The sequence below is a fragment of the Peribacillus frigoritolerans genome, assembly GCF_001636405.1.
Classification (GTDB): domain Bacteria; phylum Bacillota; class Bacilli; order Bacillales; family DSM-1321; genus Peribacillus; species Peribacillus frigoritolerans.
Genome location: NZ_KV440950.1, coordinates 1,543,017 through 1,569,131, shown reverse-complemented (window position 1 = coordinate 1,569,131; position 26,115 = coordinate 1,543,017). Strand labels below are relative to the sequence as shown.

31 protein-coding genes and 1 other annotated feature are annotated in these 26,115 nt (G+C 40.1%); of the genes, 6 read left to right on the top strand and 25 right to left on the bottom strand.

What is annotated here, in order from left to right:
• Positions 1–51: 51 nt before the first annotated feature.
• The 3 genes from A6755_RS07710 to A6755_RS07700 form a co-directional block, all read right to left on the bottom strand.
• Complete coding sequence (locus tag A6755_RS07710) at positions 52–513, bottom strand: DUF2690 domain-containing protein (RefSeq protein ID WP_052137328.1); 462 nt, start codon at positions 511–513, stop codon at positions 52–54.
• Between the two features lie 371 nt (positions 514–884).
• Positions 885–1,511 (bottom strand): NUDIX hydrolase, encoded by a 627-nt coding sequence (locus tag A6755_RS07705; protein WP_063590333.1) that lies wholly within the window; start codon positions 1,509–1,511, stop codon positions 885–887.
• A gap of 39 nt (positions 1,512–1,550) precedes the next feature.
• A complete protein-coding gene (locus tag A6755_RS07700) occupies positions 1,551–1,817 on the bottom strand; it encodes a transporter suffix domain-containing protein (protein WP_034309540.1) in 267 nt (88 codons plus the stop codon).
• Between the two features lie 217 nt (positions 1,818–2,034).
• On the opposite strand from A6755_RS07700, the gene A6755_RS07695 reads away from it, so the two are divergent.
• Positions 2,035–2,715: a copper homeostasis protein CutC gene (locus A6755_RS07695; protein WP_063590332.1), complete on the top strand. Its 681-nt coding sequence runs from the start codon at positions 2,035–2,037 to the stop codon at positions 2,713–2,715.
• 52 nt (positions 2,716–2,767) lie between these two features.
• Here A6755_RS07695 and A6755_RS07690 read toward each other — a convergent pair whose 3' ends face one another.
• A complete protein-coding gene (locus tag A6755_RS07690; protein ID WP_063590331.1) occupies positions 2,768–3,190 on the bottom strand; it encodes a UPF0715 family protein in 423 nt (140 codons plus the stop codon).
• Between the two features lie 85 nt (positions 3,191–3,275).
• On the opposite strand from A6755_RS07690, the gene A6755_RS07685 reads away from it, so the two are divergent.
• Complete coding sequence (locus A6755_RS07685; protein WP_063590330.1) at positions 3,276–3,677, top strand: hypothetical protein; 402 nt, start codon at positions 3,276–3,278, stop codon at positions 3,675–3,677.
• A gap of 84 nt (positions 3,678–3,761) precedes the next feature.
• Here A6755_RS07685 and A6755_RS07680 read toward each other — a convergent pair whose 3' ends face one another.
• Both A6755_RS07680 and A6755_RS07675 read right to left on the bottom strand, forming a co-directional pair.
• Positions 3,762–4,499 carry a MerR family transcriptional regulator gene (locus tag A6755_RS07680; protein ID WP_063590329.1) on the bottom strand — a complete coding sequence of 246 codons (738 nt, stop codon included), beginning with the start codon at positions 4,497–4,499 and terminating at the stop codon, positions 3,762–3,764.
• Positions 4,500–4,839: 340 nt separating this feature from the next.
• Positions 4,840–5,682, bottom strand: a complete 843-nt coding sequence (locus tag A6755_RS07675; RefSeq protein WP_063590328.1) for a pentapeptide repeat-containing protein — start codon at positions 5,680–5,682, stop codon at positions 4,840–4,842.
• A gap of 223 nt (positions 5,683–5,905) precedes the next feature.
• Here A6755_RS07675 and yyaC point away from each other — a divergent pair, with 223 nt between their 5' ends.
• A complete protein-coding gene (gene yyaC / locus A6755_RS07670) occupies positions 5,906–6,475 on the top strand; it encodes a spore protease YyaC (protein WP_063590327.1) in 570 nt (189 codons plus the stop codon).
• A 74-nt stretch (positions 6,476–6,549) separates the two neighbouring features.
• Here yyaC and A6755_RS26970 read toward each other — a convergent pair whose 3' ends face one another.
• The 7 genes from A6755_RS26970 to A6755_RS07640 form a co-directional block, all read right to left on the bottom strand.
• Positions 6,550–6,696, bottom strand: coding sequence for a hypothetical protein (locus tag A6755_RS26970; RefSeq protein ID WP_170946924.1), 147 nt, complete (start codon positions 6,694–6,696; stop codon positions 6,550–6,552).
• A 64-nt stretch (positions 6,697–6,760) separates the two neighbouring features.
• Positions 6,761–8,071: a CitMHS family transporter gene (locus A6755_RS07665; RefSeq protein ID WP_063590326.1), complete on the bottom strand. Its 1,311-nt coding sequence runs from the start codon at positions 8,069–8,071 to the stop codon at positions 6,761–6,763.
• Positions 8,072–8,144: 73 nt separating this feature from the next.
• Positions 8,145–8,426 (bottom strand): hypothetical protein, encoded by a 282-nt coding sequence (locus A6755_RS07660; protein ID WP_063590325.1) that lies wholly within the window; start codon positions 8,424–8,426, stop codon positions 8,145–8,147.
• A 44-nt stretch (positions 8,427–8,470) separates the two neighbouring features.
• Positions 8,471–9,175, bottom strand: a complete 705-nt coding sequence (locus A6755_RS07655) for a response regulator (RefSeq protein WP_063590324.1) — start codon at positions 9,173–9,175, stop codon at positions 8,471–8,473.
• A gap of 2 nt (positions 9,176–9,177) precedes the next feature.
• Positions 9,178–10,782, bottom strand: a complete 1,605-nt coding sequence (locus A6755_RS07650; protein ID WP_063590323.1) for an ATP-binding protein — start codon at positions 10,780–10,782, stop codon at positions 9,178–9,180.
• A gap of 96 nt (positions 10,783–10,878) precedes the next feature.
• Positions 10,879–11,337 carry a VOC family protein gene (locus A6755_RS07645; RefSeq protein ID WP_063590322.1) on the bottom strand — a complete coding sequence of 153 codons (459 nt, stop codon included), beginning with the start codon at positions 11,335–11,337 and terminating at the stop codon, positions 10,879–10,881.
• Between the two features lie 208 nt (positions 11,338–11,545).
• On the bottom strand, positions 11,546–12,055 hold the full coding sequence (locus A6755_RS07640; RefSeq protein ID WP_063590321.1) for a GNAT family N-acetyltransferase: 510 nt from the start codon (positions 12,053–12,055) through the stop codon (positions 11,546–11,548).
• Between the two features lie 283 nt (positions 12,056–12,338).
• On the opposite strand from A6755_RS07640, the gene A6755_RS07635 reads away from it, so the two are divergent.
• Positions 12,339–13,727 (top strand): L-cystine transporter, encoded by a 1,389-nt coding sequence (locus A6755_RS07635; protein WP_057276854.1) that lies wholly within the window; start codon positions 12,339–12,341, stop codon positions 13,725–13,727.
• A gap of 133 nt (positions 13,728–13,860) precedes the next feature.
• Here A6755_RS07635 and A6755_RS07630 read toward each other — a convergent pair whose 3' ends face one another.
• The 5 genes from A6755_RS07630 to A6755_RS07610 all read right to left on the bottom strand — a co-directional run bounded on the left by A6755_RS07630 (position 13,861) and on the right by A6755_RS07610 (position 18,970).
• Positions 13,861–15,042, bottom strand: coding sequence for a hypothetical protein (locus tag A6755_RS07630; RefSeq protein WP_244889650.1), 1,182 nt, complete (start codon positions 15,040–15,042; stop codon positions 13,861–13,863).
• Positions 15,043–15,210: 168 nt separating this feature from the next.
• Positions 15,211–15,867 (bottom strand): phosphatase PAP2 family protein, encoded by a 657-nt coding sequence (locus A6755_RS07625; protein WP_052137329.1) that lies wholly within the window; start codon positions 15,865–15,867, stop codon positions 15,211–15,213.
• 226 nt (positions 15,868–16,093) lie between these two features.
• Complete coding sequence (locus A6755_RS07620) at positions 16,094–17,443, bottom strand: amino acid permease (protein ID WP_063590319.1); 1,350 nt, start codon at positions 17,441–17,443, stop codon at positions 16,094–16,096.
• A gap of 59 nt (positions 17,444–17,502) precedes the next feature.
• Positions 17,503–17,739: a binding site (T-box leader), on the bottom strand.
• Between the two features lie 350 nt (positions 17,740–18,089).
• Entirely contained in the window at positions 18,090–18,578 is a 489-nt protein-coding gene (locus tag A6755_RS07615; RefSeq protein WP_063590318.1) for a hypothetical protein, read from the bottom strand.
• Between the two features lie 158 nt (positions 18,579–18,736).
• The gene (locus A6755_RS07610) at positions 18,737–18,970 is read right to left on the bottom strand and encodes a hypothetical protein (RefSeq protein WP_063590317.1); all 234 of its coding nucleotides are present in this window, start codon (positions 18,968–18,970) and stop codon (positions 18,737–18,739) included.
• A gap of 188 nt (positions 18,971–19,158) precedes the next feature.
• On the opposite strand from A6755_RS07610, the gene A6755_RS07605 reads away from it, so the two are divergent.
• The gene (locus tag A6755_RS07605) at positions 19,159–20,322 is read left to right on the top strand and encodes an MFS transporter (RefSeq protein WP_063590316.1); all 1,164 of its coding nucleotides are present in this window, start codon (positions 19,159–19,161) and stop codon (positions 20,320–20,322) included.
• Positions 20,323–20,382: 60 nt separating this feature from the next.
• Here A6755_RS07605 and A6755_RS07600 read toward each other — a convergent pair whose 3' ends face one another.
• The 6 genes from A6755_RS07600 to A6755_RS07575 all read right to left on the bottom strand — a co-directional run bounded on the left by A6755_RS07600 (position 20,383) and on the right by A6755_RS07575 (position 24,386).
• The gene (locus A6755_RS07600; RefSeq protein ID WP_063592485.1) at positions 20,383–20,685 is read right to left on the bottom strand and encodes a hypothetical protein; all 303 of its coding nucleotides are present in this window, start codon (positions 20,683–20,685) and stop codon (positions 20,383–20,385) included.
• Between the two features lie 119 nt (positions 20,686–20,804).
• Positions 20,805–21,446, bottom strand: coding sequence for a response regulator transcription factor (locus tag A6755_RS07595; protein WP_034309572.1), 642 nt, complete (start codon positions 21,444–21,446; stop codon positions 20,805–20,807).
• A complete protein-coding gene (locus A6755_RS07590) occupies positions 21,439–22,485 on the bottom strand; it encodes a sensor histidine kinase (RefSeq protein WP_063590315.1) in 1,047 nt (348 codons plus the stop codon). Before A6755_RS07590 ends, A6755_RS07595 begins: the two co-directional genes overlap by 8 nt.
• On the bottom strand, positions 22,482–23,228 hold the full coding sequence (gene liaF / locus A6755_RS07585; RefSeq protein WP_063590314.1) for a cell wall-active antibiotics response protein LiaF: 747 nt from the start codon (positions 23,226–23,228) through the stop codon (positions 22,482–22,484). Before liaF ends, A6755_RS07590 begins: the two co-directional genes overlap by 4 nt.
• Before the next feature lie 155 nt (positions 23,229–23,383).
• Complete coding sequence (locus tag A6755_RS07580; protein ID WP_034309579.1) at positions 23,384–24,019, bottom strand: PspA/IM30 family protein; 636 nt, start codon at positions 24,017–24,019, stop codon at positions 23,384–23,386.
• A gap of 19 nt (positions 24,020–24,038) precedes the next feature.
• Positions 24,039–24,386: a lmo0954 family membrane protein gene (locus A6755_RS07575; RefSeq protein WP_034309581.1), complete on the bottom strand. Its 348-nt coding sequence runs from the start codon at positions 24,384–24,386 to the stop codon at positions 24,039–24,041.
• Between the two features lie 350 nt (positions 24,387–24,736).
• On the opposite strand from A6755_RS07575, the gene A6755_RS07570 reads away from it, so the two are divergent.
• Positions 24,737–25,441 (top strand): hypothetical protein, encoded by a 705-nt coding sequence (locus A6755_RS07570; RefSeq protein ID WP_063590313.1) that lies wholly within the window; start codon positions 24,737–24,739, stop codon positions 25,439–25,441.
• Positions 25,442–25,498: 57 nt separating this feature from the next.
• Here the strand turns inward: A6755_RS07570 and A6755_RS07565 are convergent, their stop codons facing one another.
• Positions 25,499–26,113 (bottom strand): TetR/AcrR family transcriptional regulator, encoded by a 615-nt coding sequence (locus tag A6755_RS07565; RefSeq protein ID WP_063590312.1) that lies wholly within the window; start codon positions 26,111–26,113, stop codon positions 25,499–25,501.
• Positions 26,114–26,115 lie beyond the last annotated feature (2 nt).

Sequence of the window (26,115 nt, the reverse complement as noted above, 5' to 3'; positions counted from 1 at the left end):
TTCATTCATCCTTTCTTTGCAAAAATATAGATGAAGGTTTTTCTTTTTTCATTAATACCAGTCGGTTTCACCTGCTGTATATGGCCAAAAGGCTACCGCTTTTGCTTTTCGCGGATCTAAATCATATACCATCGGTGTATAGCATGACGTTTGACCTTTATTTATTTCACCATTTCCTCCAGGAGATGCACAGCTGAATTGTTTATTATCAGTATTGCGGACAACCAATGCCGTTGCCTCACCATCTGCTTTAGCCGGTCTGCTTAGGGTGATCTTCGCCCAGGCGGTTTTACAGACAGTGCTGAATTTCAATTCCAAATTGGCAGAACCGCCATTGGCATAAATTTTCACCGACTTCTTCGTGACAGCGCTATTCGCACAACTATTATAGTAAGGACTTTTTCCATCATAGGTGTGTGTTTCGGCTGAAGCTTTGTTCGCAAAAGAATCAAGGGAGCCAAAAAGGACTAAAGAAGCTACAAAAAATGAAATGCATAAAACCATTTTTTTCATTATTTCACTCATCCCCTTAACAAAATTTATACACTGTTCATCTTACAATTTTGTAATATTCTTACAAGTGATAAATTCCCTAGTTCTGAAAAACTACATCCCCGCCCTTACGTTGCAGCCTGGCATCATCATTACAGTCTGGTGTGTCTCGCTTTATCAGCTGAATCATCACAGAGACAAAGTCATTATCCCTATGAGCCATTCAGGACAAATAAGGTAACAACTAAGAACTTATGCGTATCAAGCTGGAACAAAACGAGCCAATAGGCTGCCGTTGATCGGGAAAGATACAGGTCGATATACTTAATGTTTTTTTCAAGAAAAAAGAAAAGCCCCGACAAAACTCGAATCGTTTTGCCAGGGCTTTATTTTCATTTAGCGAGGTTTTCTCTGATCAATCTAATGATGCTGTCATAATAGGAACGATCATGCGGAACGAACTCATTCCGTCCTACAAATCGATCGATCATCATCCTGCGGCCTTCGTGATTCATTTCAAATCCCTTAATATTCACTTTGTCCTTCGCTTCGGTCCAAAGCTCTTCGAAGTCAGTCAGCACAACCTTCACCATCCCGGAAACCTCTTCTGGCTGCAGGGTGAAATCACCGAAGCCATGTGCACGTTCATATAGAAAGACGTTTGCCAGTTCTTTGTCGATGAAACCTTCTTTCGTTTGATGGTATTCAATAATCCCTAATGGAACCAACTCGTCAAAGGAAACGTCAATGCCCAGCTCTTCTTTAATCTCCCTTACTCCGTCGTATACCGTCTCATGAGCCAGTAAATGGCCGGCAGCCGTAATATCCCATAGATTCGGATAATCTTTTTTCATCGCACAACGATGCTGAAGATATAGGTAATCCACGCCCGCTTCCGAACTTGCGAACCAGCAATGGAAAACCTCATGCCAATGTCCCAATCTATGTACTTCCTCTCGCGAAGCCACGCCGGTTTGAATGCGATTGGAATCGAAAACTTTCAACAACTCAGTTCCCATTGGAGCTTCACTCCCAGCCCTTTTTTATAAAAAACAGCTTCAGCCTTTTTCTTTTCTCCAATTTTTCGGGTTTAAATAGCCTTTATATTTAGCGGCCACTTCTTTCCCGACCAAAAGCGCGCCTGCCCAAAACATCACTTCCGCAAAGACAATCGCACCTGTTATGACCCCAGCCTTAACCGCTGTCGAAAATGGCGTAAAAGGAGCTGCGACAGGAATGATCCAAGTGAGAAGGGAAATGATAAGGAACCCCATCCCTACTTTGTAAAACCTTGATTTCTTTATTTCCTTACTTTCTTTATCCAATTAAATAACCTCCGTCATGATATTTTCATTTAATTACCCCGCCGAATAAATATACCATTGAATATATTCTGTTTTTATACGTTTGAATGTTCATTTCGTTTCATAAATTTGAGAAATAAAGATATTCCATTTGTGGAAAACTATTAATGAATTGACTTTACGATTTTTAATGGATTTAATATTCATATAACACTTGCATGCAGGAAAGGAAAATCCAATGTACATTGAATTCATTGCCACAACGATAGAAGATGCCCTAATGATCGAAGAATCGGGCGCAGACCGAATCGAGCTTGTCAGTTCTTTAGCCGAGGGTGGATTAACTCCAAGCCACGCCCTGATAGAAGCTGTCGTCAATTCAGTGAAGATACCAGTCAACGTGATGGTAAGGCCTCACAGCCAGTCGTTTTGCTATACGCAAAAGGATTTGGAAATCATGAAAAAAGATATCCAAATCATTCGATCACTGGGAGCGAACGGGGTCGTATTAGGTGCATTAAATGAAAAAAACGAAATCAATCGACCATACCTCGAAGAACTATTGACCGTATGTGAAGGTTTGGAAATTACATTCCACCGAGCCATCGATGATACGCACGACCCTGTCATTTCAGCTGAAATGCTAGCAAAATATCCAGAAATCACTACGATATTGACCTCAGGCGGGCATGGGGATTTCCCTAGCAGCATGAAAACGATTCAACAAATGAAAAGAGTCTGCGGCGACATAGCCATACTGGTTGGAAGCGGATTGAATAAGGATAATATCCTTTCTATCCATTCCGAACTGCATACCGGTCACTATCATTTCGGTACGGCTGTTCGAAAAAACAACAGTATCATTGAAGGAGTTACATTAGAAAAAGCTAAAGAAATCGTAAACTTGCTAAAGAAATAATGTTGGAAGGGACCATTTAACCGGTCCCTTTTGTTTGTCTGAAGGTCCCTTTTTATGATACAGAGCTTTTTTTTTGTAAAAAGACCGAATCCCAAAACCAAAAAAACAGTGCCGCTAAAAGGCTGATTACATAGTAATTCTTTGTAGTCAAAATATCCATGCTGAAGTCAAAATTAAGCACCGAACTATAAATGAATACGGCCGGCAAAGAGAAAAAAATATAAAGGCAAAAATAGATTACACTGAATTTTTTAGGATGTTTATTGAAAAGGACCTGTACCGGAACAGCAAATAATGAATAAGGGATAACGACATAAAAAGAAATCACGATAATGCCAATCACCCCCCAGGTATCCAGGCTGAATACAACCAACACCGTGGAAAGCGACAGACAGGAAGAAACTAGACTAAAAAAATAATAAGGAATCAAATCGCTTAGCTCCGAAACCTTTTGACTGACTTTCCAAAGTTCCATTTTAACCAGTACCTCGCAGTCTACCATAATATAATGGGAATTTTTACATAATCATTATACTATATAAAATGGAGGTGTTTTTATTTTGGAGCTATATTTCGAATTATTCGTGTTTCTGGCCATCATCTTTATAATCGTCCTTTCCAATAGATTCATACCCTGGTTGGTAAAAGCTGCCATTGTCGTTTATTACTCTGTCATTTCCTATATCTTCATTACCACAAAAAATAAAATGGATGAACGGTATGAAAATATCACTCCTGTGCCTGACGCCTACTGGGATAAAAATTCAGCCTGGGTTGACACGATGACTGGTTATTATTTATGGTCCTTTTTAATCATTCTCCTGTACATTTATTTTAAATGGTTCACAAGTGTGAAAAGTAAGGAAGCGAAGGGATGGGTGCTAATTAGTTTCATTCCAGCATTGGCCGTTTTTTTACTTTTCATATTCATATTCAGTTTTTCTTACGGGTATAGACCATAGGGGTTGGCTATTGCCTGATATCCAGCTCCCAAAAAAGAAGGTTGCCGGAGCAGCCTTCCTTCATGAATTCCTCAATCTCGAGATTTAATTTTTGTTAGCATCCGCAAAATGCCCCATCGCATCACACATGAATTTTGCCAGCCCTTCACCGTATTGATCGATATTTTTGGTGAAGCGTTGATCGTCCACGTACATTTGACCCAACCCTTTGAAAGCATCCAGCGAGTATGTGCCGAAGTTATTGTTCAAACAATCATACCATTCTTTAATGGCCTCTTGTGCCTCCTCCGACTTAGGCGAAGCGTCTCGGATTGCCGCAAGTTTTAAATAGATCTCCGATACAACTTTCTGTGCATCTTTGGACATGCCCGCCACTTTAGCCTTCGACTCATCGACAGCTTTATCCCCCCAAAGCTTGCGAGCTTCATCTTCATATGGATTCTGACTGAAGTCAAATCCTTCAAATTTCTCTTTATTCGTCATCTGAATTTCCCCTTTCATATGCTTGATCGATTTTTCGACCGTCTTAATTAATTTATCGAGCTGACTGCGTTTCTCCAGTAACATTTTTTGATGTTGCTTTAACGCATCTTGTTTATCAAACGAAGAGCTGTTTACCATTTGTTTTATTTCCTTTAATGGCATGCCAAGTTCCCTGAAAAACAGGATTTGCTGCAACATCTCAAGATTATCATTCGAATAAAGGCGATAACCTGCATCGGTTATTTCCTCCGGCGATAATAACCCGATTTCATCATAATAATGCAGTGTCCGCACACTAATGCCAACCAAATCGGCTAGCTCCTTCACTTTCATTGCCACTGCTTCTTACCTCCTTTCGATAACATTTACATTAAGGTATCACGCAACGTCAGAGTCAAAGGAAAAATGAACATTTCCTGCCCAAATGTAAAAGACGATCCTTCCTAATGAAGAATCGCTGTTAGTAGAGTTCACTCTTTGTAAAACGGATTAAAGCCAAATCTAATTTACTTGTCCGCTATTGATGTTTATGCACTATGTAGTAAATTTCCCATTACTCGTGAGTTTTACGCATTTACTTGCGAGTTTCGCACTTTTACTCGTGAGTTTCGCACTTTTACTAGTGAATTTGGCACTTTTACTCGTGAGTTTGGGCTTTACTTATGAATGAAACATCCTTCTACCTCCAATGATCGGGAATGCTTAATGAGTGCGGTAATTTTGTCTTCGTGTCGCCTTTAGCCGAGTTAATCTGTGCTTGTGTGATGAAGAAACTACCCGTGAGATCGGCACCGCTTAAATCGGCGTCCCTAAAGTCTGCACCGATCAGGTCCGTCACTCTCATGTCGGCTTCCCTGAGGTCGGATGCAATAAGCAAAGCCCCCCTTAAGTTCGCTCCCCTAAGGTCTGCACCTCTCAATTTTGCACCGATCAGGTCACTTCCCCTACCTATTTTGTTCGGTTTTTTCTTATTTTTCTTAAATGGAACCTTTGCACGTACCATTTCACTTGTGCGCAGGAGTAAATCGTTAACGATCGTTCTATGAGCTGGTACATTCAGGTCCATGATAGACTTTGGACTTTGTTTAGTGAGATATTCCGTGTCTTCAAAAGCGCCATGCAATTCTCGGTGAAGAGGTTGGGCATCTTCTAAATTAAGTGCTTCATTTAAGTAGCAAAGCATTTCATGGAGTTGTTGCATAATTGGAAAAACTTCGAACATTCCCTTTGCTGATGCGGGGTTATCCCTCCAATCGTTTCCATCATAGGTAAGCTGGGATACCTTTTGACCGGCACCGAAGCATTCATATACCGTGCAGCCTTTATACCCTTTTGCTCGGAGATTTTCATGGATGCCGCAACGATAATCGGATTGAAGGTTTGAACATGGTGTACCTCCATCTTTATCAAATGCAAAATCAGCAGACTTTGCATAAGGCAAGGCTACACAGCACAAACCAAAACAATTCTCACAGTCTGCACGTAATTGATTATGGATACTATCATTATTCCTTACTTGCATTCTTACACTTCCTTCTATAAAACACTGGCTCTGCCTTTTTTAAAATCAAAAGTTTCATACAGTATATTTTTTTGTTTTCATTTTATCAAAAAAACCAATTAATCTATATATTGACAAAATACAAATAAACAAGAAATCTGAAATTAATCATTAGAGGGAAGCAAGTGATTTCCATAATCATGTTATACTTTATTCAAGATCACGGTACTCTAGGGGTGTAGGCATGTATCCTTTTGGTGGCAGGAAAAATGGGGAGACAAAAAAAGAAATGCAGGATTGCAACTATACGTTGGATACAGAGGGAGAAATGGACGAAATGTCTTTTCGAATCGCAGGAGTTCTTCGGTCAACGTCCAAAGAGATCATCTTTTTATGTATTGGCTCAGATCGATCCACAGGAGATTCATTCGGGCCTTTAGTAGGGACGATGCTAAGAGAAAACCAAGTCCCTCATCATGTCTTCGGAACACTCGCAGAACCTGTACACGCCCTTAATTTGAAAAGTGTTTTGAAAGAAATAAAAAAGCAATTTAAAAATCCCTTTATTTTTGGTATCGATGCTTGTTTAGGCGGCTATCATCAAATCGGTTCTATCATTCTGACAAAAGGTCCTTTTAGCCCTGGTGAAGCGATGAATAAATCCTTACCTGAATTGGGTGATTATCACCTAAAAGCCGTCGTAAATTATTTAGACCCCCTTTTGCCCAAACAGTCTCTAAATGAAACAAGACTGGATACTGTCATGAATCTGGCGAAGATTACCACAAGAATCATTGTTAAAAGTTTAAAATAATGGGAAAACCCCAATAAAGCCTAAGCTTTTCGGGGTAAACAATGTAAGCATAGTCTTGAAGGACATTGCTATCATCATGCTAAACCTGGGTCATTAAAGTAAATAACTTCTGAAAGTATCTTATTGCCCTGAATATTACAGAAAACGTCCCTTGCTGCTTGTTCTGTTTCAAATTCATACATTACAATATCCCTGCTTTTATAGAGTGTGATGATCCACATTGAAAATCCTCCATTATAAAATATCGATTTGCCCATCTGCACGATAGAGTAACCATCCCTTTTACTAAATGACTCCCAAGATTATCGCCGCTATTGTCATGACCGTGACAGTCCCTAATGCCCATTTCACGGCAAACCGCTGTAAATCACCAAAGTCAGTGCCAACTAAACCTATTAGCAAATGTGCTGCAGCTACCAAAGGACTCAATACGTGTATTGGCTGCCCTATTAATGAGGCGCGCCCTATTTCTGCCGCGCTAATTCCATATGCATCAGCTGCCTGTGCGATAATGGGAAGTACGCCAAAATAGAATGCATTATTTGACATAAAGAAAGTAAAAGGGGCACTGGCAAACGCAACAATAACCGGTAAAAATGGTCCGAAAGATTCCGGGATTAATGAGACCAACGTAAGGGCCATTGCATCAATCATTTTCGTTCCAGACATGATGCCGGTAAAAATCCCGGCTGCAATGACAATTGAAACGACGGCCAATGCATTTTTCGAATGAACGGCGATTCTATCCTGCTGATCTTTCAAATCAGGATAATTGACCAATAACGCGATGGCGAAAGCAATCATGAATAAAATGGTCAAAGACATAAAATCAATGATTAATGATGCCATCAGCACAATCGTTAAAATGAAGTTGAACCAGACCAATTTCGGCCTGCGATAATCACGGGAAACCGTTGTTGCCGCTAACTCGGAATTGGCCGCCGAGTTCCTTTCATTTCTGTGATCATGCTGGATCTCCACTACGCCCAATCTCTTTCGTTCCCCTTTTCCCAATATAAAAGCCACGACAAGAACCCAAATTAGGCCAAATCCCATGACAGGAATCATAGGCAAGAACAATTCCGATGCGTCAAGGTTCAACGATGCCATCGCCATGGCGGAAGCTCCCCCCCACGGTGTCATATTCATTACACCCATGGATAGCATCGCAACAGTGGCTAATATGATTTTGTTCATGCCCAGACGCTTATAAAGGGGTAAAAGCGCTGAGACAGTAATGATGTAAGTAGTTGTCCCGTCCCCATCCAATGCGACGGTCATTGAGAGAATAGCGGTTCCTACAACTATTTTTAAGGGATCTCCTTTTACTATTTTCAATATTTTAGAAATAAGCGGATCAAATAAACCGGAATCTATCATTATTCCAAAATATAAAATCGCAAACAAAATCATTATGGCAGTAGAAGCTATCCCTTCAACACCTTCCTGCATCATGGGTCCCAGCTCTGTAAAAAATCCTCCAATCACTCCAAATATGATGGGAACGAGCATAATGGCCACTAGTGCCGATAGTCGCTTCGACATAATTAAATACATGAATACTGCAATCATCGAAAATCCTAAAATGGATAACATCTTCAAGCCCCCTTCTGTTTATCACCATCTTGTTTTGATAGCGCTTTCTTTAGAGACTATCATCCATTAAGCCTTATTCACATATAAAGAAAGTAATAAGAGTTTTTTTCATTTTTTTCACGCCTAAAAAAGAAAGGCTGTTTTCGCATACTTTGTTGCTATTTACGAAGTAGTGCAGTGTGGTTGATTTCCCCTCCAGGTGCTCGCTTTCCGCGGGGCGGGCGGTGAGCCTCCTCGGCGTAAACGCCTGTGGGGTCTCACCTGTCCCGCAGCTCCCGCAGGAGTCTCGCACTTCCGCTCCAATCAACCAAAATAGTTTCGTTTTAAAAACAACAATCTTTACGAAAAGAGCCAAAAGAAAAAACCCCATTGATGAAAACGAATTTCATCAACTGGGATTTACATGTGTTTTATTTTATATTTTCTTTCAGGCCTTCCAACACTTCCATACAAAACCTCAACTTCCATTTCATTGCAGGAAACTAAATACTCCAGGTATCTGCGCATGGTTGAATAACTAATTCCAACAAGTTGACCTAGTTCATCCGCGTTTAAACTGCCATTGACGTTTTGAATCTTGCTTCTGACCATTTTCAGGGTATGTTTGTCAATTCCTTTGGGAAGAGAATTTATTTGGACATCATTTGCTGTATTTGAATTACTTATGGTCCGAAAAAGAGTATCCACTTTATCTTGATTTACTAAATTGCTATTATGCAGCTGCCGTCTCGTCATGTCGTATTGGTTGAGCGTCGCAAGAAGCTTATCGATAATGATCGGTTTTATAAGGTAACCAAAAGCCCCTCCCCTAATCGCTTCACTGACTGTTTCGGTATCATTCGCGGCGGTGATCAGAATTACATCAATCCCCCGGTATTCCCTCCTAATTTCCCGAAGAAGGTCAATTCCATTCATATCAGGTAAAAAGATATCCAATAAAATTAAGTCAGGTTGTGCGGCATGCAGTATATTCAGCGCTTGCTTGCCTGTGCTAGCTGTAGCAATGACAGTAAATTGTTCTAGTTGATTCGTAAATTGTTTATATATATTCACTGCATTCTCGTCATCTTCAACAATGACAACTGTAATCGGTCCTTTGGACATTCTCACGCCTCCTTTTCTCCTTTTATATCCTTCGGGAAGACGAGTGTAAATCTTGCTCCCCCCAAATAACTGCGATCAATATAAATCTCACCGCTTAAAAGACCAATGGAGTTTTTCACAATGGCCAAACCGATCCCATGATTTTCCCCATTTTTAGTCGTATAACCATCTGTAAAAATAATATCCTCCATTGCATGAGGGATACCAGGACCGTTATCCTCGATATCAAATATGATTTCGTTTCCTAAATCCGTAAACGAAACTTTGACCTTTCCCTTATTTTTGTTCTTTTGCCTTGCTGCCTCCATCGCATTATCGATGATATTACCAATAACGGATACCAAGTGATGGGAATCCTCAGGTTTTAATAAACTGTTTAAATTGCTTTCCTGCTCGATTTCTAGGATAACCTGCAATTCTTTTGAACGGTTTATCTTTCCAAGTAAACAGGCAGCGATTAAAGGATCTTTTACCGATGACATAAGAAACGAAATGATATCTTGCCTCTCTCTCACTTCAGAAGAGATGATGTTCATTGCCCTATCATACTGTTTTAAACTAAGTAATCCATAAATGGTATTTAATTTATTTAAAAACTCATGATTTTGTGCCCGCATATTTTCTGAAAAGGCCTTGATTTCTGAAAATTCATCTGTTAATTGTTCAATTTCGGATACTGTCCTTATTGTTAAAACGATGCCCCTGACGTCCTTCTGATTTAAGATAGGGGATAAATCCAAAATGTATAGCTGTTGGCCTAAGAGTAACTTGCGATTGAACTGTCCCTCTTTTGTGCTGATTACGATTTTGATGAGTTTTTCTAAATGTCCATTTACAATCCGCTTTCCCACCATAAGCTGATGATCATGAAACAATTCACGTGCTCTTTTATTCATGGAAGTAACCTGTTTTTCAATATTAATCGTAATGGTAGCATATCGGATGGCATCAAGTGTCGCTTCCCTTTCTTGAAAAAGAAAGGAAATTTCCTCAGGCTCCAGACCCAAAATGAGCTTTTTTAAGCGTCGCGCTATAAATATTGCCCACACGTTACCTACACTGATTGGGATAAGTGACAAATGAATAATCTTCATTTTATAATTGGATAGCTGATCTTGCACATTCTCTACCAAAAACCCTACAGATGAAACACCGATAACTTCCCCTTTATCATTCCAGATAGGCGCCTTAGCTTTAATCGCTGGTCCCGATATCCCATTTCCTTGATAAATAATTGCTTTGTGTTCATTGAGTACTGCATCATTACTAGTAGCCGTTGGCTTTCCGATATATTCTGGATTGGGATGAGAGTATCGCAGTCCTTTATGATTCGCAATGGTTACATAATCGGCCCCTGTTGTTTGACGAATCAGTTCTGATGCGGGTTGAATCACCTTTGAGGGCTGTTCATCGTTAAATCCCTGGATGATCGTTGGATTTTGAGCCGCTAATTTGGCAACCGTCATTGCTTGCTTACCCATATGGTTTTCGACGATGTCTTCCAGCAGTGTAGAGAATAGAATGCTCACAAGTAAGGTACTGATGAAAACAACGAATATGATAAGCAATGTCATTTGAGTTAATAAGTTCACTCTAATTTTAAACATCTACATTTATACCCTAAGCCTTTCCATATTGATTGCTCATACTTCTATTAAAAATTGTTGATTGAGACTGGGCGGGGAAATTTCCCTTTACAAAGTTCACCTGGTTAATAGTTCTTCCCATTCTTCAAGCGAAAGTTTTTCGGTCATATGCTTATATGCATCAGGGACTTTTATCGAACACATCAGTTCGAGACTATTGCCATCGGGATCATTGAAATAGACGGAAGCGTTTCCTTGGTTCGGACGAACAAATGGTTCAATCGTTGTCCTTTTTCCAAAAGGGACGACTTCAATATGCAAGGATTTGAGCCAAGTTAATGCATTTTTCATATTATCATAAGTTACCCGAAAGGCGATATGCCTTAGTGAAGGGTGGTATGGAGTTTGATATTCCTTCCCTTCCCATAAGCCGACCCAGCTTTTGTTTTCCTCGATCCAAAAGAAGGCAGTATCTTCATCCCTCCAAGCTAGCTTCAAGCCTATTTTCTTATAAAAATCGATAGAGATGTCCAGGTTCTTGACTGGTAAATGGGCTTCATATAAACCTTCTATCATATTAGATTCTCCTTTCTTCCTTTTAAGTAAACGAACTCTTTTGCCGGGAAAATATCTCGCAATTATTTACTCTTAAGTCCTTTGCGACCATCAAGCGGTCTATCCTCGGTTAGTTTACAGGGAAGGTCCTTTCTGTGACATCCGCTTCCTCCCCCTCTTTTCACAATTAAAAAATGGAATGCGTTCTATTATATAGAAGGAAATGGATTTAAAGGTTGCTACTATAATGGAAGAATGTTAGCTTTTGACCCGAATCCGCACTAATTTCCTCATTAATCGAAATCCGTTCAAAACCGTTTTTCAACAAAACCTTTTGGGAGGCGATATTGTCACTTGTCGTTTTGGCCTTTATTTGAGTCACTTTCAAATCCGGCGCCAGCTTCATCAAAAGCTTTAAAGCTTCATTCGCAATCCCTTTTTGCGTAAACGCTTCACCGATTCTATAACCGACATGAGCCGTACCCTTGATGGGGTCGATATCCACAAGATTAATCCTGCCGACGATTCTGCCTGAACCATCCTTAATCAAATAAAAAGAGGAGATGGCCTCTTCTTGTTCTTTTAATAATTCCTTATGCCTGATTCCAAACGTTCCAAAGCTATAATAATCATCACCCCGTCCTGGGACCGTTTGTTCGAAAAACCTTCTATTATTGCATTCAAATGCAAATAACGCCTGTGCATCCCGTTCATTAAGCCTGTCAATGTATATATCCATCATTCTTTCACCCTTTCAAAAAAACGCTAAGCATATATCATTCAAGAAAACAAAGGGCTTATCCTTCCTGATAATAATATAGATGAAGATTTTTACCCTAGCTTGACCCAGCATCCCTTTATAGTTCCCTCAAATCCAGTTCCTGAATAAAGATAAATACATGAATTACTTGAAAAGTCAAAAATAAATTATTTTCTTCTGGTAAAAAATCAGCGGATGATGTATCATAGGCTTCAGATATTTATTATTCTCATTTGGTTAATCGGAATTAGGAGGAATATATATGATTGGTTATGTGTTTTTAAATCTTGCCATAATGCTCGTTCTTTTAGGCGTTTTATTTTACATGAATAAGAAGCATATTTCCTTTACAAAAAGGGTCTTTACTGGACTTGGTTTAGGAATTGTATTCGGACTTCTTTTGCAGTATTTCTATGAACCTCAGTCAGAGGCGATCGTTAAATCGGTCGATTGGTTTAACATTGTAGGTTCCGGCTATGTCAAGTTCCTGCAAATGATCGTCATGCCGCTTGTCTTCATTTCAATCTTATCCGCATTCACAAGATTGAAACTGACTAGCAATATTGGAAAGATCAGTGTCCTGATCATCGGAATCCTGCTTGGAACGACTGCGATTGCAGCAGCTGTCGGGATCACATCGGCAACTGTTTTCAATTTGGAAGCCGTACAAATTGAGCAAGGGGAAGCGGAGTTAAGCCGCGGGGATCAAATATCGGAAACATACGGTACGATTCAGGATAAAACGATGCCGCAGCAAATTCTTGAATTGATTCCGTCCAATCCGTTCCTTGATTTAACGGGTGCACGTCCGACATCAACCATTTCCGTTGTAATTTTTGCTGCATTTCTTGGGATTGCCTATTTAGGAGTCAAAAGGAAACAGCCTGAACATGCTGAATTTTTTGCTAAAATAGTAGATACATTGCACAGCATCATCATGCGCGTAGTAACATTGATCCTGCGTTTAACACCTTACGGGATCTTGGCGATCATGACGAAGACGGTAGCTACGAGTGATTTGGATGCCATCCTGAAATTAGGGAAATTCGTAGGTGCCTCATATGTGGCCCTGATTGTCATGTTCCTTATCCATTTGCTATTGCTGATGCTTGCAGGATTGAATCCAATCGTATATTTGAGAAAAGCTTTCCCAGTATTATCGTTTGCCTTCACTTCAAGAACAAGTGCTGGTGCTCTGCCATTGAACATCCAAACACAGAAACAACTAGGGGTGTCCGAAGGTATTGCCAACTTTGCCGGATCCTTCGGCTTGTCGATCGGTCAAAACGGCTGTGCCGGAATCTATCCGGCCATGTTAGCGGTCATGATCGCTCCAACGGTTGGGATCAACCCGCTAGATCCTTCCTTTATCGCCATGTTGATTGCCATCGTGGCCATTAGTTCTTTCGGGGTTGCAGGTGTAGGCGGAGGAGCAACATTCGCTGCCATCCTTGTATTATCTGCAATGAACCTGCCAATCGCCTTGGCCGGCCTGTTGATTTCCGTCGAGCCATTGATCGATATGGGCAGAACGGCCGTGAATGTCAGCGGAAGCATGACTTCCGGTATTCTGACTAGTAAAATAACGGGCGACCTGGATAAAGAACAGTTCAGCGAAGAAACATCTTTGAAAATTGAAGCTGAAATGTAAAAGAAAAAAGCATCGGACTTCCTGTCATGGGAGGTTCGATGCTTTTTTATAGGCTGTACATTCAATTCAACCAAAATTCTTGGTGCAAAAATTAGGGATTGATGCTTGAAACCCAGTTAAGATAAAATTCATTCTAAATAAGTACATGCCAAATATTTTCTTGTTTCTTATATCTTCCCTTTATTTCTCCAACACCATCAATGGTTAGCGAATCATTGGTTTCAAATGGTTCATTCTCTATTATCAGATGTAATTTATTTATATTTTGAATTCCATGATCAACATGGGCAATAACCGGTTGTTGAATAAGAAAATCTTCATTGTTCATTCTTACTTTTATAAAGCTCTTATGTAAAAGTCTATCTTCTAATGGAATGATATTCATCGGGTCATAGGATTCAGCAGTTATTTTCCCTTCTATATATATATGAATTCCTGCTTGTTTATTAAACTCTTCAAATGCTTTCATTCTCTTTTCCATAGCAAAATTAATGACTTCCTCTGTTTCAGGACTTATTTTCACATCAGCCATTGAATGCTCCATATAGTCACCGGACTGCTGTTTTAATAGGTCATATAATGTATCTTCTCTATCAAAAAAACTTTCCATCCACCCTGGTGAAAGCTCATCCAGTAACAAACACATAAATAAACCGGAACTATAACAACTTCTTCTAATACGAGAAGTAGATTCATATTTGTTTGTTAGTTGTTGTGCATACTTTTTTAATACTGAATCGTAATCAAGCGGGCTTTTTTCCGAGTAAGCCTTCAATTCGACATACCACGCAGGTCCCTCGATGGTTTCAATCAAATTTTCATATGTTAGGCACTCTTCAATCTTGACTGCTCTTTTTTCCCTTAATGCAATGAAAGCATTAAGGTATTGTTTCTTCTTTATTAAATTATTTTCCAACATTGCACAATAAAGATTTGTACGTTCCTGATTTCTTAATTCCACATTTTCTTTTGACAGCGGATATGTGATTCCCATTATTTCATCGGGAAACCGTTTTTCATCCTTTATATATTGATAGCCGTGAAACAATTCATGAACCGCTATTGAAAACAATTCTTCATATTCCTTATAGTGATCCATATTAACAATTGCAGTGGGATATTCTTCATACATAATGATTGTGTCAGCAGCAAACTCGGTATCCCACTTTAAAATATGATATGTACATGGTGGATTGTTACTGAATTTAGGATGATTAAATAGATAAACATTACTCTTGTCATATATGGCATAGGCAACAAGTTCAAAACCCGGCCAATAATTTTCCAACTTTGCTTTAACCAAGTCTTCAGCCATTCGATCAAGATGATAAGGCATTCTTTTCCTCCCTCCACTGTTTCCATTCGATTAAAAACATAATACCATATATAATTTACATAAATACCCAATCATTCAATAAAAAAAAGCCGCTGTAACATATCAACTCATGGGAGCGAATATTCTTACAGTGGCTTTTTCCTGTGGTCACTTTTTAATTTGCCTCGCTGCGTAATGATTGGCCTGAAAACCAGGTAGCGCATGGAAGGTATACTGGACGGCTGCATATACACCGCATGCAAGGAGGATTCCTGCGAGTACGTCCAATACAGCATGCTGTTTCGTAAATAGCGTGGAGAGGATGATCAGTGTTCCGAATGCAGTGACACTGGCATACTCCCATTTGTGCTCTTCTTTCCGCTTATGGGCGACGATCATCATGATGAATGTGGTCAGTACATGAATACTGGGAAGGCAGTTGACAGGTTGATCATGACTATAGATGAGCCGCATTAACTGGGCAAAGATATCGTTGCCCACGACTTCTGGACGCGGAACTGTCGTTTGCCAAAGGCAATATACAAGAAAACAGAGAAGTTTCCCCGATATCAAACTGCCTAATCCGACGAAATAGTGCTTTCGGTCAACAAAGCAATAGTAAATCAGCAATCCATAAATATACGGATACCAAAGTAAATAAGGAACGGCAAATTCTTTAATAAAGGGAATCTCCCCATCTATTATAGTCGTAACATCGACAGCATGACCTGAAGATTGATTGATGATTGAATAGATGGAACTAGTAATCATCAAAAGTAATAAATAATATAACGGGTGAAAGGATAGTATGGAATTGTTTTTCATAGCTCGCTCCGGCTTTCAATATATTAGTTTTTTTCCAAAGATTATTATACTACATTTTTCACTGGATTCACTCTTTTATCGCTAAAGTTAATGAATCTCATGAACTAGTAAAATGGATATCTCTTACTTTTAATCCGACTAAAATACATAACGAAAGCCATGGCATATACCACGGCTTGATATGAAACTTATATGCGGGAAGGCAAAAGTGATCACTCCGCCATCTCTAGATTTTGTTATGGCGTTTTTTCCATACATACGTTAAGGAAATGAAGATGTAGATGCAAAGAGTAATGATCGTAACGACTATGGATGTCGTGAAAATGATTCCGATCAGGATCGTTATTAAAGCGATGATCGCAGCCCAAGTCGTATACGGGAACCATTTTACCCTATAGGCACTTGTTTTTCCGGACTGTTGTTTACGTGATTTCAAATGGGCGAAAGCAATGATCAACCAGATGAATAATACGGTATATCCAAGCGAACCCATTAGGAAATCGAAGGTCTTGCTTCCAGCAAATAAGGAAATCAATACACCGCCATATAAAGCGGAAGTACACATTAAGATTGCGGGAACAGGTACTTTCTTCTTGGATAAACGGGAAAAGATTATCGGAACGCGACCATCCACGGCTTGTGTATACAGAACGCGGGATGAACCATACAACCCGGAGTTCATCGATGATATGATCGCTAATAGAACGACGGCATTCATGATATGGTCGGCACCTGGAATCCCGATCATTTGAAAGACCATTACAAATGGACTTTCCTTCACCCCGTTTACTTCGTTCCAAGGAATTAAGCTAACGATGATGAAAAAAGGAATGATATAGAAAGAAATGATCCTGACCAATGTACTGCGAACGGCCTTTGGAACCACTTTTTCAGGATTTTTCGTTTCAGCTAATGTGACCCCGATGATTTCCGTACCGCCATATGAATAGATTACCACCAGCATCGCCGTAATCAAACCTGTAGATCCATTCGGAAAGAAACCGCCATGTTCGGTCAAGTTAGAAAAACCGACCGCGGTATGATCACCAAAAGTAACGAGCAGCAACAATAATCCAGCCATGATGAACACAATGATGACCGTAATCTTAATTAAAGCAAGCCAGTACTCCGTTTCAGCAAAAACCTTCACCGACAGCAAGTTAACCGCAGTAACCAAAACCGAAACAGCTAATGCCAATATCCAGATTGGATATCCGGGCAGCCAATATTGAAGGAAAATCGCCGCAACCACTGATTCGGCCGCTATATTCAACACCCACATTTTCCAATAAATCCAATCCAGGAAATAGGCAGGATACTTTCCTAAGATCGATTGGACCAAATCCCTGAATGTTCGTGCACCGCTATTGCGGACCGCCATTTCAGCTAAACCTTGCATGATGAATAATAGGATGATGCCTCCTATCAAGTACGCAATGATTACGGAAGGGCCTGCCATATCAATGGCTGAACTGCTTCCTTTAAATAAACCTGCCCCGATGGCACCGCCTAATGCCATCATCGTAATATGCCTTGAAGTCATTGTCCTCTGTAAATTCCGTTTGTCCGTTTCCATATCCTTACCTCCCAAAAATCAAAAAAAGCATATCGTCTCTTCCTTCATAATCAAATGAAGAAAGAGACGATATGCCTTAAGCTTACCGCGGTACCACTCTTATTGGCTCTTTAAAGAACCCTGCTTTAAAAACCTGGTAACGAAGGTCAATCGTTAAAACAAAAGAATGGAATCATTCCTATCTTTCGCTTTACCACTCCCAGGCAAGTTCAAAGTATCATTGGACTGCGTTGCACCAACCCGCAGCTCTCTTCACCGAATAATGAGCTTTTACTACTCCTGTTCATTGCGTTTGAAAAATTATATCTGAATATTTTTAATAATATCCCATACTATACGGACTCAAGGTAAATTTGTCAATAACTTTCTTAGGATAATATTTTCAAAGAAATAAATGAGGGGAAATCGTGAAAGCCCTTGATCCAATTATTAGGATACTGGCGGACAAATAATATACAAATTCAATCGCACTTAAGGAACATCCTGCGGCTGCAGAATCATGTGTTAGATAGTCTTAAAAGATGAAAATGAAGAAACCCATGATGGTTGAAGCATATTTGCAAGGTTTCCTAAAGACAAAGAGTGCCCTTTATGGATACCCTCAATTTACCAGTAGTTTCGTAAACTCAACAAATGTTCTTATGACTTATTTAGCAGGTTCTATATAGAAATAAATCCCACTTTTCTTGTCTATTGCAGGGCTTACTTCACTAGTTTGTGTTTTAACGATAGGACTTTGATCTTCACTTAATCCAGTGTAAATTGTAAAATCCTTTCCTGATTGTGTTGTTGTTCCCCAACTGATCTGGGAGGAATACTTTTTGACTTTATCGTTTTTAACAAGAACATCTTGATCAGGGTCATACCAAGCAAACTTTCCTTCTTGCTCACTTATGCTTGATACCCCTACTCCCAAGCCTTCTTCAAATTGTTTCTTATAAATAACAAATGTTTCCCCGTTTTCACTAACTTCTCCAATGATATCTTCTTTTTTCATCTTTTCTTCTTTAATGCCATGATTAATCGTTTCTTCTTTGGTTTTATACCATTTCAATTCACTGGTTCCATTATCGGCTATTGCAGAACACCCTGTAAGTGCAATCATGGCTATTGCAAAAGGTAGCACTACTTTCACTTTAAAAATCCCCCTTTTAAGAAAAGATGCAATACTTAAATCATACATTCGACGCGAATAAAAATAGAAAAAATCCTGTCCCTATCCATCATCAATAATTCCTACTGGTCACCTAATCAAATCAATATATTCATAAAAGCCTAGACTCTCCTAAATGTTTAAAACACCATCCCTAACCATGATGCAGCCACCATCAGAACCCCAACCGCAATCACTATAACCGGTCCTACAACAATTAACCCAAATAGCATTGAGCCTACTGCGTCCAGGAAGATTCGAAATGGTCCTGCTTTTTCCTTTTTATTCTGTTGCTGCGTTAATAAGTCTTCAAGATGACCGACTTTTTGCTTCAATTGCTGCAACTCTTGTATCACTTTTGTGTCCTGGTCCATGAATTACCACCCTCTTCAATTAACAATAAGTGTTAATTCTATCATTTACATCCATTTTTTAAAAGTGAGATTTACCCTCGAAACCAAATCTATTTTAAAACTATTTTTTCAAATTCTGTCATCAATGATACAATAACATGGTCTGAAATCAATCCACTCTATAGAACACGTGAGGTATCATATTTTTTATGAAAGCAATACGATTATTAAAGAGTTTTAACTTTTTATATTTTGGACTGCTTGCCATTTTCATTCCGTTTCTCCCAGTCTATCTGGCTGATCAAGGTTTGCGTCCAGCCCAAATCGGATTCATCATCGGTACAGGAGGTTTTGTCACCCTCATTACCCAGCCTTTATGGGGAATGATCAGCGACAAAACAAGGACTATACGAAAAGTCCTGCTGTTACTCATCTTTTTCTCGAGCGTAATCGGTTATTTCCTCTATGATTCAAGCAGTTATCTTCAGCTCATCCTGTTTGCCATGCTGCTATATTTCTTTTTGATGCCGATCGATCCCCTGACGGAAAGCCTCAATTTTACGATGGCAGAGAAATCCGGGATCAGCTACGGCTCCATCCGGACATATGGTGCATTGGGTTATGCGGTCATATCGCTGATCACCGGCTATGTTATGTCATATTTCGGAGCTAACAGTCTTGCATTCCTTTTTGCAGGCATAGGTTTGATCAGCTTCATCGTCAGCTGGATGATGCCTGATGCTCCCGTTTCAGGGAAACCTGTCACCTTAAGCAGCCTTAAGCATTTTTTCAGCAATAAAGAGACGCTTCTCTTTCTGTTATTGGTCTTTATCTGTGCTGTTCCAGCAAGGATGAACGATACCTTCCTTGGAGTATATATCCGGGAACTTGGAGGAAGTGCCAAGCTTGTAGGCTTGACCTGGTTCTTGGCGGCGGGAAGTGAAATCGTTGTATTCGCCCTAAGCTTTTGGTGGCTGCGCAAAGGTAAGGAAATCATCATCATTTCGTTTGCAGCAGCATTTTTCTTTATCCGTTATTTCGTCTCTGCGTGGATTACCGATCCACAGCTATTAGCTTATTTGCAAATCATGCAGCTATTGACTTTCCCGATTTTCTACTCGGCGGCCATCCAATATCTATACCGGATTGTTCCAGTGGAATGGCGTGCCACAGGCCAGACCGTACTGGCGCTGCTATTCTTCGGGGTTTCGGGAATCATTGCATCTTATATAGGCGGAGCCATATATGGAGCATATGGCGGGAAGACCCTTTACTTGTTCATTTCCTTCATCTCCTTTATAGGAATGGTATTCGCTTTGGTTCTTTATCGGATATACGGAACGAGGCTCGATACCGCAGAGGAAGCTGTATAATCTAAAAAAACGGTATAAAAAAGAGCATGTTTTGAATAAAACATGCTCTTTTTACATCCGTTAGCGAAATAAAGGGGCAACCGTCAACATTAACACAGAGGAGCAAAGCAGTATAGTAGTTGTCCTGTTTGAAAGTTTTACTTGTTTGCCATTTTTATAGAAACCTGAAAATTGAAGCCGGTTTTTATAGAGTACATAAAGTAATGGAAAAATTGCCATACCAACGATCCATCCGCCCGTGGTATTCTCTACGGTTATTCCAAAAATCGCATAGATTGAATGAATGACGAGCCCCATAATCATTCCAATAACGAAAATAATGGTGATTATACGAAATAATTCCCAAATCACTCTTAACACCATTTCACCTGCTTTTTTCCTGTAATCCGTAAAAAAGGCTGCAATCAGCAACCTTGAATGAACTTTACAGGATTATTTCCCTAAATATAACAAACTTTCCTCTATTGGTAAATAGACGCTCTTTACTCTTCTTCTTGAACGAGCGAATGCTTAAATGCGTAAATCACTGCTTGCGTGCGGTCCTGCACGGCAAGCTTGCTTAATATATTGCTGACATGCACTTTGGCGGTTTTCAGGGCTATGTATAGTTCATCGGCAATTTCCTGATTCGTTTTCCCTTGTGTCATCAGCAGTAAAATTTCCATTTCACGGTTTGTCAATTGATCATGAAGCTGGGTGATTTTTGGGCGACGCAGCTTTTCCATCATTTTTCCCGTCACTTCAGGTTCAAGTACGCTTTGACCCTGGAAAGTGGAACGGACGGCTCTCGCAATCTCGCTGGCCTTTGATGTTTTCAGCATATAGCTCGTCGCTCCGGCTTCCAATGCCGGGTACACTTTTTCATCATCCAGGAAGCTTGTCACAATGATGATTTTCGCTTCTGGCCATTTTTCAATAATTCGTTTCGTCGCTTCTATGCCGTCCATTTCCGGCATCACCAAATCCATCAAAATGACATCCGGACGCAATTCCATTGCCAGTTCTACAGCTTTCAAACCATTGTCCGCTTCCCCGATCACTTCGATATCCGACTGTGCGGATAAATAAGCCGATACCCCTATCCTTACCATTTCATGGTCATCGACAAATAATACTTTAATCATCATGATCACCTCCAGCATTTAATAATGGGATTTTCACTTCAAGTTTCGTTCCTTTATTCGGAACACTTACAATTTGCATCGTCCCGCCTAATTCAACAGCCCGTTCATGCATGTTTTGCAGACCATATGATCCCGTTTTCGATTCCTCGACGTTAAAACCTATGCCGTCATCCGTTATTCGTAAAATGATCATTCCATCACGGACGATCAATAGCACTTCAAGCGAATTCGCTTTTGCATGTCTCAGGGTATTGGAAATCGATTCTTGTAAAATCCGAAACAGATGGTCCTCAATCCCCTTATCCAGAGTGACAGGCTCCATCTTCCAATTTATATCCATCGTCACTTTTTGGGCCAATTCCAAAAGAAGCTCCTTCATTCCTTCATGTAGAGATTTTCCCTTTAATGCAACAGGCCTCAAGTGAAGCAATAGCGCCCTCATCTCAAGCTGGGATTGATGAATCATTTCTTCCACTACCTTGAATTGTTTCATTTCCGTTTTTTCCATATCGGATTGTGATTCGGTGATGGCCGACATGAACATCGAAGCGGCAAACAATTGCTGGCTCACCGAATCATGCAGCTCCCTCGCTAAACGGTTTCGTTCCTGGGAAACGATTTCCTGGATCTGTTTCTCCTGATCAATGGCCTTTTCATTCGCCATTTTTTGCGATAATTTAGTCTGCTCATTGATTTGCTTATAGATCAGTTGCATCCGTTCCTCCATTTTAGCCATCTCTTGAATTGGATACGTTTCCTGTTGCGAGGGTAAGCGGCCCTGTTCAAGGAAATGCAGACCTTCATCCACCCTTTCAAGCTGTCTCTTCCAAAACATCCCCGAAACGACTCCATAAATCAGCCCTATCGTCATGACCAGGCTTGGCAAAAATATGACGAAGGGTAATCCCATGACCACTTTCTCCCACAATACACTCCAATCGGATAAAGGAAAGATGAAGAAAACCATAGCCGGCAAAGCAAGGGAAAGAACGAAAGCAACACCAAGGGCAGTCAATATCTGCCGTGTCATTATGCTCATATCCGCTTCACCTCTAAATCGCCAACTAAGATTGAAGTGAAGATATGAACCTTGTGATCCGTTTCATTGAACCCTTCCGTTTGGTAGGAATAAATTTGATTAAAGACCCTGGATTCAGGTTTATTTTCAAAGATCCGCGCTCTGCCCGCAATGACAGAATGATGGACCCTGATTTCGATGCCATACGGTACAAGGACTGTGATATTGCCAATGATATTCCTGATGGAAATGACAGCATCGCCTTTCGGTAAAATCGTTTTGCTTAAATCGATAACCGTATCACCGACCCCGCCCTGAACATTCACGGAATTCCATTCATATACATGTTCGGTCGTTTGTTGATGACCAAACAACTTATTTTTAAATAGATAATCGGTTTTCAGCAGTCGTTCCTTATTGATCTTTTCTTCGTCCGAATCATCATTTGTTAAAATGGGACTGACCCAATCAGGATTCTTTTTGGACTGATAATATAAAAGCAAAAGATAAATGAGGATCGCCATTAGGAAAAATCTAAAGACGAACATATTCAAGACTGTGATGATAAGGGAAATCAGCCCTATAAAAAATAGGATTTTCCCGATTGTCCGTTTTGTGAATTTCCTGCCTAAATAGATACAGCCTATTGAAAAAGCGATGGAAAAAAGGAGACCCCCACCCGTAAATGAAATCTCTAAAAAAAGCAGGACGACTCCGATGAGAAGTATCCATCCCATATAGTCCGTCTTCATCTTGTTCAACATCGGTTCGCCTCCCCTGTATATGATCATGGTATTCTTAAAAGGCACAGAAACCCGTGCCTTTTAAGAATACCATGAAATTGTCACGTTCTGACAGCCTGTTTTCCCCCGCCCTCCATTCCAAAAGGCCAGGGGATGACAGCGATGCCTAAAAAACTTTACGCTTCTTTCTGTTCCAATTCTTTTTCAAGCTGAACAATCCTAGCATCGATCGTATGCCGATTATAATCTGTATGGACCTGGTGCTCGATGCGATCGATATAATGCTCCATTTCCTCAAACATCGCTACCGGTTTGGCTTCGGAACTGCCTCCGTCCAAAACCCGATTGATCCGGTTGTTTGCCCGGGCAATATTTTCCCTTCCCATCAGTTCCAACCGCTTTAGATGCATATCCTTCAGCTTATGTTTCATTTCTTCATATTTCCGCTCCAGCTCAGCCAACTGAACCTCTGCACTTTTATGCGCCTCTTTCAAACTTTGCGCCCGCTCTTCATAGTGCAGGCTTTCCTTTACAGCAAATTCCATCAAATCGGTCTCTCCCGACTGCTTGGCAATCTCAGCCTGATGCTTACGTTTTTCAGCTAGATTTTGCGCTTGATTATATTCACGCGTAAACTCTTCTTTCAGAAGATATTGACGTTCAAGCAACTTACCGACCTTTTCCGTCTCCTGCTCACATTGACGCAAATATTGATTTAACATCCCAATTGGATTTTTTTGCTCCTTTTTATCCAACAGATCGTGAAAATCAGCCGAAATCGTTTGTTTCATTCTTGAAAATAAATTACCCATTCCAATTACATCCCTTCTATTAGTTCTTATTCAACTCTTTCCACTCTCTTTCAAAATTTGAGAATGGGTCACTTTCTTTCGATGAAGCACTTTCATCATTTTCATTCCATTTTTTATAAACCAGGTAAAGAACATAAGCTGCCACCAGTCCCAATATTGCCGGGATATGGGAAATAGAAACGATCAGCACGATAATGGAGACTGATCCCCACGCAATCTTCGCCCCTGTCGATTCGGACTTCATGAACTGCTTGAACCCAAAGTATAGGATCGCCAAGCAAATCGCCAGGCTGATTAGTGGACCAACGTTCGCCAACAACAGGAAAAGTGCGATCAGTCCTACAATAAATAAACCAAATTTCTTCATTGTTTTCGTCCTCCTTTCTATGTTTATATCTTATCTACTTTTACAAGTTCGTATAATGAGCCTTAGCTATATTTTCTAGTAAGACTTAAGGCGTAGCCCCTGTAAGTCCGATGCTAATGAGGAGGGTATTTTACTCGGGAATTTGCACCTTACTTGTAAGTTTGAGCGATATATTCGTGGGTTTGAGTGATATACGCAGAGTTTGAGCGATTTACTCGTGAGTTTCCGCTATTTACTCGTGAGTTTGAGCAGTTTACTCGTAAATTTGCGCGATTTACTCGTGAATTTGCACTATTTACTCGTGAGTTTGCGCTATCTACTCGTGAGTTTGAACAGTTTACTCGTGAATTTTGCTGTTTACTCGTGAATTTCCGCTATTTACTCGTGGGTTTGAACAGTTTACTCGTGAGTTTGGGCACTTTACTCGTGAGTTTGAGCAGTTTACTCGTAAATTTGTGCTATTTACTCGTGAGTTTGAACAGTTTACTCGTGAATTTGCGCTATTTACTCGTGAGTTTGGGCAGTTTATTCGTGAATTTTGCTGTTTTACTCGTAAATTTGCATTTACTCCTGAGTTTGGGCACTTTACTCGTGAGTTTGAACAGTTTACTCGTGAATTTGCGCTATTTACTCGTGAGTTTGAGCGATTTATTCGTGAATTTTGCTGTTTTACTCGTAAATTTGCATTTACTCCTGAGTTTGGGCACTTTACTCGTGAGTTTGAGCAATTTACTCGTGAATTTTGTGGCTTTACTCGTGAGTTTGAGCAGTTTACTCGTGAATTTCCGCTATTTACTCATAAATTTGCATTTACTCCTGAGTTTGGGCACTTTACTCGTGAGTTTGAACAGTTTACTCGTGAGTTTGGGCTATTTACTCGTGAGTTCCGCTATTTACTCGTGAATTTTGTGGCTTTACTCGTGAGTTTGAGCGATATACTCGTGAATTTGCGCTATTTACTCGTGAGTTTGAACAGTTTACTCGTGAGTTTGGGCAGTTTACTCGGAAGTTTGCTGATTACTCGCGAATTCTGCGGCTTTACTCGTGAGTTTTGATAATAAAAAAATCTTCCGATTGTATATAATCGGAAGATTGGTTAGCTGCCACCATCATTACACATATAAGCCTTCAACGTAGACTGAGGTGATGGTTTGAGATATTTCTTCTACTGAACTTTGATGTTCGTTTCGCACGATTTCCCATAGATACATTTCGTTTGTGAAAAACCATCCTCTTGCGACAAGCTCATGGTTTAGTTCAGTTCTTGCCAGTCCATTTTGCTGTGCATAGGCGACGTCCTGCGAGATTCGCTGAATGAACTTCATGCGGATCGCTTTCCATTTATCTGAAATAATGGTTGATATCCCAATGGCCTGTTCGAAGACCTGCATCATGTTGCGTTCAGCTTCTGCCATTTTCAAAAATGCATTAGCTTGTCTGTTGATGATATGTTTTGCTTCGTCTTTTGATTTTGGAAAGAAAAAGGTCTCGGCAATTTCATAGAATTGCTCCATTACATTTTCCATTAATACAATTAACAGATCCTCTTTCCCTTTAAAATGAACATAGGCCGTCCCGTATCCGATGTTTGCTCTTTTGATCATTTGGGAAATAAGCGCAGCTTGATAACCTTCTTCAAGAAATATTTCCTTTGCAGCTTCCAATAGCTTTTGTCGTGTCATGATCGAGCGTAAATGCCGTTTATCCCCTGTTTTGCCATTCTCCATGC

Excerpts from the sequence above, each read along its gene's own strand:
- A6755_RS07710 (WP_052137328.1), bottom strand. The coding sequence starts at position 513 with ATGAAAAAAATGGTTTTATGCATTTCATTTTTTGTAGCTTCTTTAGTC.
- A6755_RS07705 (WP_063590333.1), bottom strand. The coding sequence starts at position 1,511 with ATGGGAACTGAGTTGTTGAAAGTTTTCGATTCCAATCGCATTCAAACC.
- A6755_RS07695 (WP_063590332.1), top strand. The coding sequence starts at position 2,035 with ATGTACATTGAATTCATTGCCACAACGATAGAAGATGCCCTAATGATC.
- A6755_RS07690 (WP_063590331.1), bottom strand. The coding sequence starts at position 3,190 with ATGGAACTTTGGAAAGTCAGTCAAAAGGTTTCGGAGCTAAGCGATTTG.
- A6755_RS07675 (WP_063590328.1), bottom strand. The coding sequence starts at position 5,682 with ATGCAAGTAAGGAATAATGATAGTATCCATAATCAATTACGTGCAGAC.
- yyaC (WP_063590327.1), top strand. The coding sequence starts at position 5,906 with ATGTATCCTTTTGGTGGCAGGAAAAATGGGGAGACAAAAAAAGAAATG.
- A6755_RS26970 (WP_170946924.1), bottom strand. The coding sequence starts at position 6,696 with ATGTGGATCATCACACTCTATAAAAGCAGGGATATTGTAATGTATGAA.
- A6755_RS07665 (WP_063590326.1), bottom strand. The coding sequence starts at position 8,071 with ATGTTATCCATTTTAGGATTTTCGATGATTGCAGTATTCATGTATTTA.
- A6755_RS07655 (WP_063590324.1), bottom strand. The coding sequence starts at position 9,175 with ATGTCCAAAGGACCGATTACAGTTGTCATTGTTGAAGATGACGAGAAT.
- A6755_RS07650 (WP_063590323.1), bottom strand. The coding sequence starts at position 10,782 with ATGTTTAAAATTAGAGTGAACTTATTAACTCAAATGACATTGCTTATC.
- A6755_RS07645 (WP_063590322.1), bottom strand. The coding sequence starts at position 11,337 with ATGATAGAAGGTTTATATGAAGCCCATTTACCAGTCAAGAACCTGGAC.
- A6755_RS07640 (WP_063590321.1), bottom strand. The coding sequence starts at position 12,055 with ATGGATATATACATTGACAGGCTTAATGAACGGGATGCACAGGCGTTA.
- A6755_RS07635 (WP_057276854.1), top strand. The coding sequence starts at position 12,339 with ATGATTGGTTATGTGTTTTTAAATCTTGCCATAATGCTCGTTCTTTTA.
- A6755_RS07630 (WP_244889650.1), bottom strand. The coding sequence starts at position 15,042 with ATGGCTGAAGACTTGGTTAAAGCAAAGTTGGAAAATTATTGGCCGGGT.
- A6755_RS07625 (WP_052137329.1), bottom strand. The coding sequence starts at position 15,867 with ATGAAAAACAATTCCATACTATCCTTTCACCCGTTATATTATTTATTA.
- A6755_RS07620 (WP_063590319.1), bottom strand. The coding sequence starts at position 17,443 with ATGGAAACGGACAAACGGAATTTACAGAGGACAATGACTTCAAGGCAT.
- A6755_RS07610 (WP_063590317.1), bottom strand. The coding sequence starts at position 18,970 with ATGGACCAGGACACAAAAGTGATACAAGAGTTGCAGCAATTGAAGCAA.
- A6755_RS07605 (WP_063590316.1), top strand. The coding sequence starts at position 19,159 with ATGAAAGCAATACGATTATTAAAGAGTTTTAACTTTTTATATTTTGGA.
- A6755_RS07600 (WP_063592485.1), bottom strand. The coding sequence starts at position 20,685 with ATGGTGTTAAGAGTGATTTGGGAATTATTTCGTATAATCACCATTATT.
- A6755_RS07595 (WP_034309572.1), bottom strand. The coding sequence starts at position 21,446 with ATGATTAAAGTATTATTTGTCGATGACCATGAAATGGTAAGGATAGGG.
- A6755_RS07590 (WP_063590315.1), bottom strand. The coding sequence starts at position 22,485 with ATGAGCATAATGACACGGCAGATATTGACTGCCCTTGGTGTTGCTTTC.
- liaF (WP_063590314.1), bottom strand. The coding sequence starts at position 23,228 with ATGTTGAACAAGATGAAGACGGACTATATGGGATGGATACTTCTCATC.
- A6755_RS07580 (WP_034309579.1), bottom strand. The coding sequence starts at position 24,019 with ATGGGTAATTTATTTTCAAGAATGAAACAAACGATTTCGGCTGATTTT.
- A6755_RS07575 (WP_034309581.1), bottom strand. The coding sequence starts at position 24,386 with ATGAAGAAATTTGGTTTATTTATTGTAGGACTGATCGCACTTTTCCTG.
- A6755_RS07565 (WP_063590312.1), bottom strand. The coding sequence starts at position 26,113 with ATGGAGAATGGCAAAACAGGGGATAAACGGCATTTACGCTCGATCATG.